This window comes from Streptomyces coryli, from assembly GCF_011044975.1.
Taxonomy (GTDB): Bacteria; Actinomycetota; Actinomycetes; order Streptomycetales; family Streptomycetaceae; genus Streptomyces; species Streptomyces coryli.
Genome location: NZ_JAAKZV010000193.1, coordinates 1 through 15,953, shown reverse-complemented (window position 1 = coordinate 15,953; position 15,953 = coordinate 1). Strand labels below are relative to the sequence as shown.

Sequence of the window (15,953 nt, the reverse complement as noted above, 5' to 3'; positions counted from 1 at the left end):
GGCGCCGGGGGTGCGGCGGCGGGGAATCGCCGGCGGGTGGTCGGTGCCCGCGGTCGCGAAGGCCAGGGTGCGCTCCTCATCGAGCTCCCGGCCCTGCGCGGAGAGCAGGCGGAACTCCTTCTCGCCCAGGGCTTCCACGAGTTGCCCCTCGGCCCGTACGCGCATGGCCAGGGCGGTCTTGTTGCCCGCCATCGGCTCGGAACCGGCCCGCTGCCACGCGCTGTCCGCCGCCCCGAGCATCCCGGCGCCGCGCCGGGAGCGGCCCGAGCAGGCCTCGGCGCAGCCGATCATCTCCAGCGTCGCGGCCATGCCCAGCCGGTCGCCCAGCGCTCCTTTCAGGGCCAGGCCACGGCGGGCTTCCGCGGCGGATTCGGCGTATCTGCCGAGCAGGAACAGGCTCAGGGTGCGGGCGGTCGACGAAGAACCCTGCGCCCAGCACTCGTCGGGCTCCTCCCGGCACAACCGGAGCGCCTCCTCAGCCTCGACCAGGCCCTCCTGCGGGCGGCCGCCGGACAGGGAGAAGGTCTGGGACTTGAAGTAGTGGTGCTGGACCAGCGCCCCGCGGTCGAGCTGCTTCAGCAGCGGCTCTGCCGCGGCGAAGTCGGCCATCGCGCCGTCGTGATCGCCGAGCCAGTTGCGTACGCAGCCGCCGACCCGCAGCGCCTGGGCGAGCAGCCGCGGTTCGCCGAGGCCCTCGGCGAGCTCGCGGGCCTGCAGCACCCAGACCAGTCCCTCGGTCGGGCGGGCCCGGTAGCGGCAGTAGTCGGCCCGCCAGCACAGCGTGACGATCCGGTCCGCGGCCGCGCCGCCGTTCGCCAGCGCCTTCGCCATCCAGTACTCGGCCTCGAGCAGCCGGCCCGAGCAGGTCCAGTACGTCCACATGACCGCGGTCAGCGATGCCGGATGGCCCGCGGAGCCGGGGTCCTGCAGCGCGTAGCCGAGGGCCGCGCGCAGGTTGTCGCCGTCGGGCGCGACGGCGCGGTAGAGCGGCAGCTGGTCGGAGGTGAAGAACCGGTCCGCGAAGTGGCTGAGCAGCCGGTGGTAGTGCGCGACATGGCGGGAGCGGCAGGTGGCGGTCTCGCCGAGGGAGTCGAGCCAGTCGGCGCCGTATTCGCGGATGGTGTCCAGCAGCCGGTACCGGTTCCCGCTGCCGGGGCCCGCCGGGCCGTCGGCGCGCAGCACCACGGACTTGTCGACGAGGCTGATCAGCAGCGGGAGCACGTTCGCGACCGGCAGTTCGGGGTCCGCGCACACCGCCTCGGCGGCGGCCAGGTCGAAGCCCCCGGCGAAGACCGAGAGCCGCGCCCAGAGCAGACGTTCCTGCGGGGTGCACAGCTCGTGCGACCAGCCGATCAGCGTCCGCAGGGTGCGGTGCCGCGGTTCCGGTACGGAGCGGCCGGCCTCCAATACGTCGTAAGTGTCGGTCAGATGTTCGGTCAACTGCTCCAGTGAGAGCGCCCGCAGCCGTACGGCCGCCAGCTCGATGCCCAGCGGGATGCCGTCGAGGCGGCGGATCAGCGCGGTGGCCTGCTCGCGATTGCCGTCGGTGATCTCGAAGCCGGGGACGGCGGCCCCCGCCCGCTGGGCAAACAGCGCCAGCGCGTCCGAGGAACCGGGACGGTGCCCGGATTCGCCGGGGTCGGGCACCGACAGCGGCTGGACGGCGTAGAGATGCTCGCCCGGCACGTCGAGCGGCTGCCGGGAGGTGGCCAGGATGTGCAGCCGCGGCGCGGCCGGCAGCAGCACGTCCGCGAGCAGCGCGACCGCGTCCAGCAGATGCTCGCAGGTGTCCAGCACCAGCAGCTGCTCCCGCTCCGCCAGCGCTTCCACGAGCGCGTCGAGCGCGGGCCGGTGGTCGCTGCCGGGCAGCCCCACGGCGGCGGCGACGGTGTGCGGCAGCAGCTCCGCGTCCTGCAGCCCGGAGAGCTGCACCAGCCGCACCCCGTCGGCATAGTCACCCTTGACCTGCGCCGCGGCCCGTAAGGCGATCCGGGTCTTGCCGACGCCGCCGGGCCCGGTGAGGGTGACGAGGCGGGAGCGCCCCAGCAGCCGCCTTACGGTGGCGAGCTCGGCTGTCCGGCCGACGAAACTCGTCATTTCTGCGGGCAGCCGCCCACTTCTGAAGCCGAAGGTCATTGCTCCCCACCATCGCAGTCGAAGTGGTGACTTCCAGATTACGTGGATGTGTGCGGCAGTTGCGGGTGGAACTCGGACCCGAGCAGGGCGGCGATCTCAAGACGGGAGGAGAAGCCGAGCTTGGAGAGAATGTGTTCGACATGTGCGTCCGCGGTCCGTTTGGAGATGACCAGCCGCTGGGCGATCTCCCGGTTGGACAGGCCCTCCGACACCAATGCGGCCACCTCTCTCTCCCGGCTGGTGAGCGCGTCGACGGGGGTGCCGGTGGCGGGTGCGGGGACCGGGGCGCCCGGGGTGCGGCGGCGGGGCGGCGCCGGCGGGTCGTCGGTGCCCGCCGTGGCGAAGGCCAGGGTGCGTTCCTCACCGAGCTCCTGTCCCTCCGCGAACCGCTTGCGGTACTCCGCCTCGCCCAGGGTGTCCAGGAGCTGCCGCTCGGCCCGGTCGCGGACCGCCTGGAAGATCTTGTTGCCCGCCATCGGCTCGGAGCCGACCCGTCGCCATGCGCTGTCCGTCGCCCCGAACAACCTGGCGCCGCGCAGCGGCCGGCCCGTGTAGGCCTCCGCGCACGCCATCATGTCCAGCTGCGCGGCAAGGCCCAGAAGGTCGCCGATCGCGCCCTTCAGGGCCGCGCCGCGGCCGGCCTCCGCCGACGCCTCGGCGTACCTGCCGAGCAGGAACAGGCTCAGGGTGCGGCACGTCGACGACGAACCCTGCGCCCAGCACTCGTCGGGCTCCTCCCGGCACAGCTCGAGCGCCGCGTCGGCCTCGACGAGCCCCTCCTGCGGGCGGCCGCCGGACAGGGCGTAGGTCTGGGACTTGAGGTAGTGGTGCTGGATCAGCGCGCCGCGGTCCAGGTGTTTCAGCAGCGGCTCCGCCGCCGCGAAGTCGGCCATCGCGGCCTCGTGGTCGCCGAGCCAGTTGCGTACGCCCCCCGCGACCCGCAGCGCCTGGGCGAGCAGCCGCGGATCATCCAGCTCCTCGGCGATCTCGCGGGCCTGCAGCGCCCAGACCAGTCCCTCGGCCGGGCGGGCCCGGTAGCGGCCGTAGTCGGCCCGCCAGACCAGGGTGACCGCCCGGTCCGCGGCCGGTCCGCCGTGTGCCAGCGCCTTGGCCATCCAGTAGTCGCCCTCGCCCAGCCGGCTCGAGCAGGTCCAGTACGTCCACATGACGGCGGTCAGCGACACCGGATGCACGGCCGCGTCCGGGTCCTGCAGCGCGTAGCCCAGGGCGGCGCGCAGATTGTCGGCGTAAGCCGCCACGGCGCGGTAGAGCGGCAGTTGCCCGGAGGTGTAGAACCGGTCGGCGAAGTGGGCGAGCAGGCCGTGGTAGTGGGTGACATGCCGGGAGCGGCAGGCGGCGGTCTCGCCGAGCGAGTCCAGCCACTCCGCCCCGTATTCGCGGATGGTGTCCAGCAGCCGGTAGCGGGTCTCGCCACCCGTCCCCGGCGGGCCGTCGGCGCGCAGCACCACGGACTTGTCGACCAGGCTGATCAGCAGCGGGAGCACACTGGCCGCCGGCAGTTCGGGGTCTGCGCACACCGCCTCGGCCGCGGCCCGGTCGAAACTGCCCGCGAAGACCGACAGGCGCGCCCACAGCAGCCGCTCCTGCGGGGTGCACAGCTCATGGGACCAGCCGATGAGGGTGCGCAGGGTGCGGTGCCGCGGTTCCGGCACGGAGCGGCCCGCCTCCAGCACGTCGTACGCGTCCGCCAGGTGCTCGGCCAGCTCGTCGAGAGACAGCGCCCGCAGCCGTACGGCCGCCAGCTCGATGCCCAGCGGGATGCCGTCGAGGCGGCGGACGAGGGTGGAGGCCTGCTCACGATTGCCGTCGGTGATCTCGAAGCCGGGCACGGCCGCCGCCGCGCGCTGCGCGAACAGCGCCAGCGCGTCCGAGGAACCGGAGTGCTGGCCGGCCTCCGCCGGCTGGACGACGGCGAACGGCTGCACCGCGTAAAGGTGTTCACCGGGGACGTCGAGCGGCTGCCGGGAGGTGGCCAGGATGTGCAGCCGCGGGGCGGCCGGCAGCAGCACGTCGGCGAGCAGCGCGACCGCGTCCAGCAGATGCTCGCAGGTGTCCAGCACCAGCAGCTGCTCGCGCTCCGCCAGGGTGTCCACGAGCGCGTCGAGCACCGGCCGCGGATCCGAGCCGGGCAGCCCCACGGCGGCCGCGACGGTGTGCGGCAGCAGCTCCGGGTCCTGCAGCCCGGACAGCTGCACGAGCCGCACGCCGTCCGCATAGTCGCCCTTGACCTGGGTGGCGGCCCGCAGCGCGATCCGGGTCTTGCCGACGCCGCCGGGGCCGGTGAGGGTGACGAGCCGGGAGCGCTGCAACAGACGTCGTACGGAGGCCAGTTCGGCTGTCCGTCCGACGAAGCTCGTCACTTCCGCGGGCAGCCGCCCACCTCTGAAGCCGAACGTCATCGCTCCCCACCAACGCCGTCGGAGTGGTTGACTCCAGGTTACGCGGATTTCGGCCGCAGTTACCGGCAGAACCCGGCCCCGCGCATGTGCGGGTGGAATATCGCGGCATGCTTACGAGTGGCTGCTGCCCGATATCGCCCCACGGCGTCGGCCTCCCAACTACCCTGGGCGGCGTGGCATTCGGAGCGACATGGCGGCGCGGGGACCGGCTCCCCGCCGAGGTCACCAGCTTTGTCGGGCGTACGGCCGAACTGGCGGACGTCCATCGGCTGCTGGCGCAGTCCCGTATGGTCACGCTCGTCGGCCCCGGCGGGGTCGGCAAGACGCGGCTCGCGCTGCGGTCCGTGGCCGAGGCGGCCGTCCGGTTCGAGGACGGTGTGCATCTCGTCGAGCTCTCCGGTCTCAAGGGCGCCGAGCTGCTGCCCAATGCCGTATCGGAGGCGCTCGGGCTGCCCGAGCAGGCGGGGCGGCCGCAGGTCGACGCCGTCGTGGAATACGTCGCGGAGCGCGAGCTGCTGCTGGTGCTCGACACCTGTGAGCATCTGCTGGACGCCTGCGCGCTGCTGGCCGATCTGCTGCTGCCGCAGGCGCCGCGGCTGACCATCCTCGCCACCAGCCGGCAGGCTCTCGACGTGCCTGGCGAGCATGTGCTGCCGGTGCCGCCGCTGCCGCTGCCCGACGCGGAGAACGGCGGGGACGCGCTCGACCTGTTCGTCCAGCGGGCCAGGGCCGCGGTGCCCGGCTTCGAGCTCACCGACGCCAACCGCGAGCACGCCGTGGCGCTGTGCCGCCGCCTCGACGGCATCCCGCTCGCCATCGAGCTGGCCAGCGTCCGGCTGCGGGCGCTGCCGCTGAACCACCTGGTGGCCCGGCTCACCGACACTTTCGCGCTGCTGGCCGGCAGCAGGCTGACAACGCTGCCACGGCATCAGACGCTGCGCACCACCATCGGGTGGAGCCACGAGCTGTGCACCCCGCAGGAGCGGCTGCTGTGGGCGCGGCTCTCGGTCTTCGCCGGCGACTTCGACCTGGCCGCCGTGGAAGCGGTGTGCGCCGATGCCGAACTGCCCGCCGAGACCGTGCTGGAGCACGTCATCAGCCTGGTCGACAAGTCGGTGGTGCTGCGGGTCGGCGAGCAGGGCACCCGTTACCGGCTGCTGGACACCATCCGCGAGTTCGGCGCCGAATGGCTCACCTCGCTCGGCGAGCAGGAGGCGCTCCGGGAGCGGCATATCGCCTGCTACCGGCACCGCCTGGCCAAGCTCGGCATCGCCTTCACCACCTCCGAGCAGCCCGAATTGCACCGCGAGCTGTCGGCGGAGGAGGGCAATCTGCGCGCCGCCCTCGACTATGCCGAGGAGCGCGGTGAACTGCTGCACCTGACCGGCCTGATGTCCGCCTACTGGGCGGTCTCCGGGCATCCCGGCGAGGCCGCGTACTGGATGGACAAGGGCTTCCGGCAGCCCGGCGGCGCGCCGCTGGAGCGGGCCTTCAACCTCGGTGCGTACGCCATGTTCGCCGGCCACAAGGGCGATCACGAGGCGGCCATCCCCGCCGCCGAGCAGGCGCTGCAGCTCGCGGCGGAGCTGGACGACGACCGGATCGCGTCCATCGCCTCCGGTGCGTACGGGGTCGCGCTCAGCTACAAGGGCGAGCACGAAGCCGCCCTGAAGCGGCTCGAATTCGCCTGGGAGAGCTCGGCCGGCACCCCGGATCCGCTGCCGCGGCTGATGAGCAGCCTCGGTCTTTCCATCGCCCATGTGCTCGCCCGCCGCCCCGAGGAGGCCATAGAGGAGTGCGACCGCACGGTCGCGCTGCTCGGCCCCGGCGGCAGCGACGAGTGCTTCATCCAGGGCTTCAGCTACGTATTCCGCGGCCTCGCCCACTTCATGTGCGGCCGCCCCGACCGCTCGGCCGCCGCGCTGCGCCGTGCCGCCGCGCTGCAGAGCCGGCGGGGCGACGTGCTCGGGCATGCGCATGTGCTGTCCATAATGGCCTGGCTCGCCGTGGACGCGGGCCGGCACCGCAGGGCCGCCTGGCTGTTCGGCGCCGCCTCCGCGCACTGGTCGCTCGTCGGGCGGACCATCCTGCTCGGCAATCCGATGATGCAGTCGCTGCAGGAGAAGTCCGTCGCCGCCACCCGCGCGTCCCTCGGCGAGGAGCGCTACGAGCAGCTCTTCCGGCAGGGCGTCCGGCTGCCGTCGCCGCGCGCGGTGGAGTTCGCGGCCGGCGATCACGACGCGCTGCCCCCGGACCGCCCCGCGTACGGGGAGAAGGGCGGCAGCCGCGCCGACGCGCTGACCCGGCGGGAGCGCGAGGTGGCCGCGCTGGTCGCGCAGGGCCTGTCCAACCGCGAGATCGCCGAGCGGCTGGTCATCTCCAAGCGCACCGCCGACGCCCATGTCGAGCACATTCTCGCCAAGCTCGGCTTCTCGTCCCGCTCGGAGATCGCCGCGATGGTCTCCGGGGAGCAACCGGGGCAGCGGCTACCTAGGTAGATCCGCGCGGCCGCGCCGTAGGCAGCGGTGAAGGTACGTATACCGATTGGCGACCCGTACCGATGTCCGGGGCAACCGCCCGGAGCAGGCTGAATCCCGTGAAAACGATGGCGGTAGCGAGCAGACGACCGGGGAATGCCATGACACTCCACGGGCGCGCCGAGGCGCTCAGCACTCTGGGCCGGCTGATGGAAACCGAGCAGCTGGTGACCGTGACCGGTCCCGGCGGTGTGGGCAAGAGCGCGCTGGTGGCAGAGGCGGTGCGCGGCCAGCGGCGGCGCAACCGCCCGGACCTCATCCACCTCGACCTGGCGCCCGTGAGCGACCCGGAGCTGGTGCCGCGCTGGCTCTCGTACGGGCTGAAGCAGATCAACGGCGGCGGGCGGCGCCAGACGCTGCTGGTCGTGGACACCTGCGAGCACGTGGCCGACGCGGCCGGCGCCGCGCTGCGCGACCTCATCGCGGAGCGGCCCGCGCTGCGGGCGATCGCCACCAGCCGCATCCCGACCGCGGCCGACGGTGCGACGCTGCCGCTCGGCCCGCTGGACGTGGACGCCGCGGTGGAGCTCTTCCGCGACTGCGCCCCCGGGTACCGGGACGACGGCGCGGCCGAGGGCCTCGCGGACGACGACACCATCCGGGAGATCTGCGAGCTCCTCGACGGCCTCCCGCTCGCCGTGACGATCGCCGCGGCGCAGCTGCAGCGGCGCTCGCCCGACGAGCTGCTGACCCGGCTGGCCGGCGCCGACGGCGCGCTCGCCCTGGTCGGCGGCGGCCCCGAGGTGCCCGAGCGGCAGCGCACGCTGCGGGATTCGATGTGGTGGAGCCGCCGGGTGTGCACCCCGGGGGAGCGGCTGCTGTGGGCCAGGGCCGCGGTCTTCCCCGGCGCCTTCACCCTCGCGCACGCCACCGAGGTGTGCGCGGACGAGCGGCTGTCCGGGAGCGAGCTGGTACGGGCCTTCGCGGGGCTGCGGGCGCAGGGGCTGTTCGCGGCGGCGGGCGACAAGGACGACGAGCTGGTGTGGATGCCGCGCGCCGTGAGGGCCTACGGCAGGCAGCAGCTGGCGCGGCTGGGCGAGGAGACGGAGTTCCAACGCCGGTGCGTGGCCTGGTCGATGGATGTACTGAAGACTAATTCCGTCGAGTAACCAAAAGGAAACGACGGAATCCCTTGCCGCGAGCCACTCCCCCTGCCAGGATCATCCATCATTCCCGGCAGGAACGACACCACCGGAGTGGCCCGTGGCTTCTCGAATCGAAGCAGTCCGCTTCGACGCCCGTGCGCGCTATGCCCCCGGCGCCCAGTACGTCGCGGGCCGCCTTGTCCCCGGCAGCTCCGGGAGACGGCAGGCGGTCATCGACCCGGCGACCGGCGAGGACGTCCTCACGTACGAACTCGCCTCGCCCGCCGACGTCGACGCCGCCGTCGCGGCGGCCGCCGCCGCGCTGCCCGGCTGGGCCGGGGCGACGCCGGGGGAGCGGTCCGACGCGATGCACCGCTTCGCGGCCGTGCTCGGCGAGCAGGCGGAGGACTTCGCGTACGCCGAGTCGCTGCAGTGCGGCAAGCCGATCCGGCTGTCGCGGGAGTTCGACGTCCCCGGCAGCGTCGACAACACCGCCTTCTTCGCGGGCGCCGCCCGGCTGCTGGACGGCAAGGCCGCGGGCGAGTACAGCGGCGACCACACCTCGTACGTCCGCCGCGAGCCGATCGGCGTGATCGGCTCCATCGCGCCGTGGAACTACCCGCTGCAGATGGCCGCCTGGAAGGTCCTCCCGGCGATCGCCGCGGGCAACACGATCGTGCTGAAGCCCTCCGAACTGACCCCGCTCACCTCGCTGATGTTCGCGGAGGCGGCGGTCGCGGCCGGCATCCCGGCGGGCGTCATCAACATCATCAGCGGCGCGGGCGCCGACGCCGGCGAGCACCTGGTCTCCCACCCCGGGGTCGCCATGACCTCCTTCACCGGCTCGACCCGGGTCGGCCGGCAGGTGGCGGCCCTCGCCGCCGGCACCGCCAAGCGCGTGCACCTGGAGCTGGGCGGCAAGGCCCCGTTCCTGGTCTTCGACGACGCCGACCTGGAGGCCGCCGTGCACGGCGCGGTCGCCGGCGCGCTCATCAACACCGGCCAGGACTGCACGGCGGCGACCCGCGCGTACATTCAACGCCCGCTCTACGACGACTTCGTGGCGGGCGTCGCCGAGCTGATGGCCGCGGTCCGCATCGGCGACCCCTTCGATACGGCGACCGACCTCGGCTCGCTCATCTCGTACGCCCAGCGCGACCGGGTCGCGGGCTTCGTCGACCGGGCCCGTAGCGCCGGGGCCACGGTCGTGACCGGCGGTCGCGCGCCCGACGGCTTCAAGGGCGCGTATTACGAGCCGACGCTGATCACCGGCGCCGCGCAGGACAGCGAGATCGTGCAGGACGAGGTCTTCGGGCCGGTCCTGACCGTGCTGCCCTTCGACGGCGACGACGAGGGCCTCGCCCTCGCCAACGACACTCCCTACGGGCTCGCCGCCTCCGCCTGGAGCCGCGATGTCTACCGCACCGCACGCGCCGCCCGCGAGCTGCGGGCGGGCTGCGTGTGGATCAACGACCACATCCCGATCATCAGTGAGATGCCGCACGGGGGCTATAAGGCATCGGGTTACGGAAAGGACATGTCCGCGTACTCCCTGGAGGAGTACACGCAGGTCAAGCACGTGATGCAGGACGTTACGGGGGAAGCGCGCAAGAGCTGGCACCGCACCGTCTTCTCCGCCTAGGAAGGCCCGATAGCCCCATGGATGTGTTCGACTCTCTCCCCGAGCCGATAGCCAAGGCCTGGGAACGCAGCCTCACCGGCGGCAAGGCCGCCCTGTCCCGGCGCCGGCTGCTCGCCGCGACCGGCGCGGCCGCCGGCGGCGCCGCGCTCGCGGCGTGCGGGATACCCGCGTCCGACGACGGCAAGAAGAAGGGCGAGTCCAAGGACCCGGACTACTCCAAGAAGGAGAAGGAGCTCATCTTCTCCAACTGGACGCTCTACATCGACGTCGACGACAAGGACGAGAACAAGCGCCCCACCCTTGACCGCTTCCAGAAGGAGAGCGGCATCAAGGTCAAGTACAACGAGGACGTCAACGACAACGTCGAGTTCTTCGGCAAGATCAGGCCGCAGCTGGAGGCCGGGCAGAGCACCGGCCGCGACATCATCTGCTTCTCGGACTTCATGGCGGGCCGGCTGATCCGGCACGGCTGGGCGCAGCGCCTGGACCCCAAGAACATGCCGAACGTGGTCACCAACATGGAGCCCCGCTTCCGCAACGCCGCCCATGACCCGGGCCGCCAGTACACCGTCCCGTGGGCAGGACTCGCCACCGTCGTCGCGTACAACAAGAAAGCCACCAAGGGGCGGAAGGTCACCAGCGTCGAGCAGCTGCTGACCGATGAGTCCCTCAAGGGCAAGGCCGCGATGCTGACGGAGATGCAGGACACGGTCGGCATGACGCTGCTGGACATGGGCAAGGACTGCACGAAGTTCACCGAGGACGAATTCGACGCCGCGGTCGCCCGTATCCAGAAGGCGGTCGACAACAAGCAGCTGCGCCGCTTCACCGGCAACGACTACGTCGAGGAGCTCGACAAGGGCGATATCGCCGCCTGCCTGGCCTGGGCCGGTGACGTGGTCCAGATGCAGTTCGAGAACCCCGACATCGAGTTCGTCATCCCGCAGAAGGGCTATCTCTACGCGACCGACGACCTGCTCGTCCCCGCGAAGGCCCGGCACAAGGCGAACGCCGAGGCGCTGATGGACTTCTACTACGACCCCAAGAACGCGGCGGAGCTGGCCGCCTGGGTCAACTACATCTGCCCGGTGGCCGGGGCGAAGGAAGAGCTCGCGAAGATCGACAAGGAGCTCGCCGCGGACCCGCTGATCATCCCCGACGAAAAGATGATCAAGGCCGGGCGCGTCTTCATGGAGCTGGACGACGACGCGGAGACCACGTACGAGGACAAGTTCTCCAAGGTGATCGGAGCTTGACCGGCATGTCAGCAGAGCAAGCGGCCGGTGTCACCCTCACCGGCATCAGCAAGACCTTCGGCGATTTCACCGCGGTGCAGCCGATGGACCTGAGCATCCCCCAGGGCTCCTTCTTCGCCCTGCTGGGCGCCTCGGGCTGCGGCAAGACCACGACCCTGCGCATGATCGCCGGCCTGGAACAGCCCACGGCGGGCCGGGTGATGCTGGGCGACCGCGACGTCACGTCGCTCCCGCCGCACCGTCGCCCGGTGAACACCGTCTTCCAGAGCTACGCCCTCTTCCCGCACCTGTCCGTCCAGGACAACGTCGCCTTCGGCCTGCGCCGGCGCGGCAAGAAGCAGGTGCACAAGGAGGTCGAGGACGTCCTGGAGCTGGTCGAGCTGGGCCCGCTGGCCCGCCGCAAGCCGGCCCAGCTCTCCGGCGGCCAGCAGCAGCGCGTGGCGCTCGCCCGCGCGATCGTCAACCGCCCCGAAGTCCTGCTCCTGGACGAGCCGTTGGGCGCCCTGGACCTCAAGCTGCGCCGCCAGATGCAGCTGGAGCTCAAACGCATCCAGACCGAGGTCGGCATCACCTTCGTGCACGTCACCCACGACCAGGAAGAGGCCATGACCATGGCCGACACCATCGCGGTGATGAACCACGGCCGGGTCGAGCAGCTGGGTGCCCCCGCGGAGCTGTACGAGAGTCCCGGCAGCGCGTTCGTGGCGAACTTCCTCGGCCAGTCGAACCTGATCGCGGCCGAGATATCGGCGGCGGAGGGCGACGAGCTGGTGCTCCGCGCCGGCGATACGAAGCTGACGCTGCCCCGCGACCGGATGCGCGCGACGTCCGCGGCGTCCGGCACCAAGGTGCTGGCGGGCATCCGCCCGGAGAAGATAGCCATCCGGTCGCGGAGCGACGAGGCGGCCGTGCCGGAGGGCCACAACCGCCTCACCGGCACCATCAAGGACGCGAGCTTCACGGGCGTATCGACGCAGTACGTGGTCGCCAGCCCCTGGTGTCCCGAACTCGCGGTCTTCGCGCAGAACGTGGAATCCGCCGCCGGCCTCACCCCCGGCGCGGAGGTCGTCCTGCACTGGAACCCGGCGCACACCTTCGGCCTCGACGGCGACCAGGACGCCGACGCGGGCACGGGGGAGGACGCCCTGTGACGGCCCTGGCCCCACCGCCGCCGGCGGCGCCCGAGGCCGACGCACCGCCGCCGCCCCCGCCGGGCGGTCGCCGCAAGCTCACCCCGTACTGGCTGCTGCTCCCCGCGATCCTGTGGCTGCTGGTCTTCTTCGCGGTGCCGATGTTCTTCCAGGCGTCCACGTCCGTCCAGTCCGGCTCCTCCGGCGAGGGCTACGAGCTCACCTGGCACTGGGCCAACTACACGGACGCGATGAGCGAGTACGCCGAGCACTTCGGCCGCTCGATCATGTACGCGGCGGCGGCGACGCTGCTCTGCCTGGTGATCGGCTATCCGCTGGCGTACATGATCGCCTTCCGGGCGGGGCGCTGGCGGAATGTGCTGCTGGTGATGGTCATCGCCCCGTTCTTCACCAGCTTCCTGATCCGCACCCTGGCCTGGAAGCACATCCTCTCGGACGGCGGCCCGCTGGTGGGGGCCCTGGACGCGCTGCACCTCCTGGATGTGACCGCGACCCTGGGCATGACGGAGGACGACCGCCTGCTGGCGACCCCGCTGGCGGTCATCTGCGGCCTGACGTACAACTTTCTGCCCTTTATGATCCTGCCGCTGTACTCCTCCCTGGAGCGCATCAACCCGGCGCTGCACGAGGCGGCGCAGGACCTGTACGCCAAGCCGGCCACGGTCTTCCGCAAGGTGACCTTCCCGCTGTCGCTCCCTGGCGTGGTCGCGGGCACGCTGCTGACCTTCATCCCCGCGTCGGGCGACTACATCAACGCGAAGCTGCTCGGCTCCCCGGGGGAGCAGATGATCGGCAATGCGATCCAGCGGCAGTTCCTGAACGTGCGGGACTATCCGACCGCGGCGGCGATGTCGTTCCTGCTGATGGCGGCCATCTTGATCATCGTGACGGTGTATATCCGCCGGGCCGGAACGGAGGAGCTGGTCTGATGCGCGTACTCACCTTCGTACGGCGGAATCTGGTGGTCATCGCGGGCACGCTGGCCCTGGGGTATCTGCTGCTGCCGAACCTCGTCGTGCTTCTCTACTCCTTCAACAAGCCGGTCAGCCGCTACAACAACACCTGGCAGGAGTTCTCGACCGAAGCCTGGAGCGACCCCTGCGGGGCGCCCGGGATCTGTGATTCGGTGGGCCTGAGCCTGCAGATCGGGCTGCTGTCGACGCTGGCCGCGACCGCGCTCGGCACCCTCGCCGCGTTCGCGCTGGCGCGGCACCGCTTCCGGGGGCGGGCGGGGGTCAACTCGCTGATCTTCCTCCCGATGGCGATGCCGGAGGTGGTGATGGCCGCGTCGCTCGGGACCCTCTTCCTCAACATGCGGATCGAGTTCGGCTTCACCACGATCCTGATCGCCCACATCATGTTCTGCCTCAGCTTCGTGGTGGTGGCGGTCAAGGCACGGCTCGCCGGCATGGATCCGAAGCTGGAGGAGGCGGCGCGCGATCTCTACGCCGGCCCGCTGCAGGCCTTTGTGCGCGTGACGCTGCCGCTGGCGCTGCCCGGCATCGCGGCCGGGGCGATGCTGAGCTTCGCGCTGTCGCTGGACGACGTCATCATCACGCAATTCAATTCCGGTCCCTCGACGATCACTTTCCCGATGTTCGTGTGGGGCGCCTCGCTCAAGGGTGTGCCGGTGCAGGTGAATGTGATCGGTTCGGCGATGTTCTTCATCGCGGTGCTGCTGGTGATGGCCGGGCAGCTGCTGGGCAACGGGCGCGCACGGAGGAAGTCATGAGCAACGCGGCGGCTTCACTCGCGGACGCCCGCCCGGACCCGTACTGGCTGGACGACCCGGCGGCAAAGCCGGAGCCCTTCCCGGCCTTGGTGCGCGACGAGCAGGCCGACCTGCTCGTCGTGGGCGGCGGGTACAGCGGTCTGTGGACCGCGCTGCTGGCCAAGGAGCGCGACCCCGCGCGGGACGTGGTCCTGATCGAGGGCGAGGAATGCGGCTGGGCGGCCAGCGGCCGCAACGGCGGCTTCTGCGCCGCGTCGCTCACCCACGGCTTCGGGAACGGGGTCGCGCGCTGGCCGGGCGAGCTGCGGAAACTGCACTCGTTGGGGATGGAGAACCTGTCCGGCATCGAGGCGGCGGTGGCCCGCTACGACATCGACTGCGACTTCGAGCGCACCGGCGAGATCGCGGTCGCGACGGAGCCGTACCAGGTGGCGGAGCTCGCGGAGGAGGCCGAGCAGGCGGCGGCGTACGGCATGGAGCTGGAGCTGCTGGACGCCGCGGCTATGCAGAAGCAGGTGGCCTCGCCGCGCTTCCTGGCCGGCCTGTGGGACCGCGACGGCGTGGCGATGCTCAACCCGGCGCGGCTGGCGTGGGGCCTGCGGCGCGCCTGCGCGGAGGCGGGCGTGCGGATCCACGAGCACACGTGGGCCCGGTCGCTGTCGGCGGACGGGGGCGGGGTGACGGTCCGGACGCCGTACGGAAGCGTGCGGGCGGCGCAGGTGGCGCTGGGCACCAACGCCTTCCCTTCGCTGGTGCGACGCCTCCGGCCGTATACGACCCCGGTCTACGACTACGTCCTGATGACGGAGCCGCTGTCGGACGCGCAACTGGCCTCGATCGGCTGGTCGGGGCGGCAGGGGCTCGGGGACTCGGCGAATCAGTTCCACTACTTCCGCCTGACGGCGGACAACCGGATCCTGTGGGGCGGCTACGACGCGGTGCACCACTTCGGTGGCCGGGTGGCCGCCGAGTACGACCAGCGCCCGGAGACCCATCTGCGGCTGGCGGAGCACTTCTTCGGGTACTTCCCGCAGCTGGAGGGGCTCCGCTTCACCCACCGCTGGGGCGGCGCGATCGACACGTGCACGCGCTTCGCCCCGTTCTTCGGCACGGCGGCGGGCGGGCGGGTCGCGTACGCGCTCGGCTTCACGGGCCTCGGCGTGGGCGCGACGCGCTTCGGCGGCGAGGTGATGCTGGACCTGCTGGCGGGGGAGATGACGGAGCGCACCCGCCTGCAGCTGGTCCGGGAAAAGCCGCTGCCTTTCCCGCCGGAGCCGTTCGCGTGGGCGGGCATCGGACTGACGCGGTGGTCGCTGGCGCGAGCGGACGCGCGCGGCGGGAAGCGGAATCTGTGGCTGCGGGGCCTCGACCGGGCGGGCCTGGGATTCGACAGCTAGGTGCCGCTGTAACGCGGCCAACTGCAGGATGACCCCATGCTCATCGTGATCGGCGGCCTGCCCGGAACCGGCAAGACGACACTGTCGCGGCTGCTGGCGGCGCGTATCGGTGCGGTGCACCTGAGGGTCGACACGATCGAACAGGCCATCGTCCGCTCCGGCCTGACCGAGCACCCGGTCGGCGCGGCCGGCTACACCGTCGGCTACGCCCTGGCCGCGGACCAACTGGGCCAGGGCTTCACGGTGATCGCCGAGTCGGTGAATCCGCTGGCCGTCACCCGCGACTCCTGGCGGGACGTCGGGCTCAAGGCGGGGGTCCCCGTCGTGGAGGTGGAGGTCATCTGCTCGGACCCGGCTGAGCACCGGGACCGGGTGACCACGCGGTCCTCCGACATCGCGGATCTGCGGCTGCCCGACTGGGAGCAGGTGATCGCCCGGGAATACGAGCCGTGGGGCCGGGAGCACGTCGTCATCGATACGGCCGGCCAGGAGCCGCACGAGTCGGTCACCGTGCTCCTGGCCCGCCTTGGCCGTAGAGGCCGGTGAGTGTTTCCGTTGCCTCGCTCAGGCGTTGGGGGTGGAGGGTGCCGCGGAGGG

The 15,953-nt window shown here is 71.6% G+C and carries 11 protein-coding genes; 9 read left to right on the top strand and 2 right to left on the bottom strand.

The annotated features are described in order from the left end of the window. On the bottom strand, window positions 1–2,097 hold a 2,097-nt coding region (locus tag G5C51_RS30850), incomplete at its 3' end, for an ATP-binding protein (protein WP_165242085.1). Window positions 2,098–2,174: 77 nt separating this feature from the next. Continuing rightward, on the bottom strand, window positions 2,175–4,556 hold the full coding sequence (locus tag G5C51_RS30845) for an ATP-binding protein (RefSeq protein ID WP_165242083.1): 2,382 nt from the start codon (window positions 4,554–4,556) through the stop codon (window positions 2,175–2,177). A 173-nt stretch (window positions 4,557–4,729) separates the two neighbouring features. Here G5C51_RS30845 and G5C51_RS44150 point away from each other — a divergent pair, with 173 nt between their 5' ends. The 9 genes from G5C51_RS44150 (at window position 4,730) to G5C51_RS30800 (ending at window position 15,902) form a co-directional block, all read left to right on the top strand. Continuing rightward, window positions 4,730–7,054, top strand: coding sequence for an ATP-binding protein (locus G5C51_RS44150; protein WP_338118366.1), 2,325 nt, complete (start codon window positions 4,730–4,732; stop codon window positions 7,052–7,054). 140 nt (window positions 7,055–7,194) lie between these two features. Then, on the top strand, window positions 7,195–8,202 hold the full coding sequence (locus tag G5C51_RS30835) for an ATP-binding protein (protein WP_165242079.1): 1,008 nt from the start codon (window positions 7,195–7,197) through the stop codon (window positions 8,200–8,202). A gap of 94 nt (window positions 8,203–8,296) precedes the next feature. Next, window positions 8,297–9,820, top strand: a complete 1,524-nt coding sequence (locus G5C51_RS30830; RefSeq protein ID WP_338118365.1) for a gamma-aminobutyraldehyde dehydrogenase — start codon at window positions 8,297–8,299, stop codon at window positions 9,818–9,820. Between the two features lie 17 nt (window positions 9,821–9,837). Continuing rightward, window positions 9,838–11,076 carry a polyamine ABC transporter substrate-binding protein gene (locus G5C51_RS30825; protein WP_165242077.1) on the top strand — a complete coding sequence of 413 codons (1,239 nt, stop codon included), beginning with the start codon at window positions 9,838–9,840 and terminating at the stop codon, window positions 11,074–11,076. A 5-nt stretch (window positions 11,077–11,081) separates the two neighbouring features. Beyond that, a complete protein-coding gene (locus tag G5C51_RS30820; protein ID WP_165242075.1) occupies window positions 11,082–12,227 on the top strand; it encodes an ABC transporter ATP-binding protein in 1,146 nt (381 codons plus the stop codon). Beyond that, window positions 12,224–13,156 carry an ABC transporter permease subunit gene (locus tag G5C51_RS30815; RefSeq protein ID WP_165242073.1) on the top strand — a complete coding sequence of 311 codons (933 nt, stop codon included), beginning with the start codon at window positions 12,224–12,226 and terminating at the stop codon, window positions 13,154–13,156. The genes G5C51_RS30820 and G5C51_RS30815 overlap by 4 nt, the downstream gene beginning before the upstream one ends. Next, entirely contained in the window at window positions 13,156–13,959 is an 804-nt protein-coding gene (locus G5C51_RS30810; RefSeq protein WP_165242071.1) for an ABC transporter permease, read from the top strand. The genes G5C51_RS30815 and G5C51_RS30810 overlap by 1 nt, the downstream gene beginning before the upstream one ends. Continuing rightward, window positions 13,956–15,356 carry an NAD(P)/FAD-dependent oxidoreductase gene (locus tag G5C51_RS30805; RefSeq protein ID WP_165242069.1) on the top strand — a complete coding sequence of 467 codons (1,401 nt, stop codon included), beginning with the start codon at window positions 13,956–13,958 and terminating at the stop codon, window positions 15,354–15,356. The genes G5C51_RS30810 and G5C51_RS30805 overlap by 4 nt, the downstream gene beginning before the upstream one ends. Window positions 15,357–15,392: 36 nt before the next feature. Beyond that, window positions 15,393–15,902: a P-loop nucleotide/nucleoside kinase family protein gene (locus G5C51_RS30800; protein ID WP_165242067.1), complete on the top strand. Its 510-nt coding sequence runs from the start codon at window positions 15,393–15,395 to the stop codon at window positions 15,900–15,902. Window positions 15,903–15,953: the final 51 nt, after the last annotated feature.

Bases quoted from the DNA above. Each gene is read 5' to 3' on its own strand.
- G5C51_RS30845 (WP_165242083.1), bottom strand. From the start codon at position 4,556: ATGACGTTCGGCTTCAGAGGTGGGCGGCTGCCCGCGGAAGTGACGAGC.
- G5C51_RS30835 (WP_165242079.1), top strand. From the start codon at position 7,195: ATGACACTCCACGGGCGCGCCGAGGCGCTCAGCACTCTGGGCCGGCTG.
- G5C51_RS30825 (WP_165242077.1), top strand. From the start codon at position 9,838: ATGGATGTGTTCGACTCTCTCCCCGAGCCGATAGCCAAGGCCTGGGAA.
- G5C51_RS30820 (WP_165242075.1), top strand. From the start codon at position 11,082: ATGTCAGCAGAGCAAGCGGCCGGTGTCACCCTCACCGGCATCAGCAAG.
- G5C51_RS30810 (WP_165242071.1), top strand. From the start codon at position 13,156: ATGCGCGTACTCACCTTCGTACGGCGGAATCTGGTGGTCATCGCGGGC.
- G5C51_RS30805 (WP_165242069.1), top strand. From the start codon at position 13,956: ATGAGCAACGCGGCGGCTTCACTCGCGGACGCCCGCCCGGACCCGTAC.
- G5C51_RS30800 (WP_165242067.1), top strand. From the start codon at position 15,393: ATGCTCATCGTGATCGGCGGCCTGCCCGGAACCGGCAAGACGACACTG.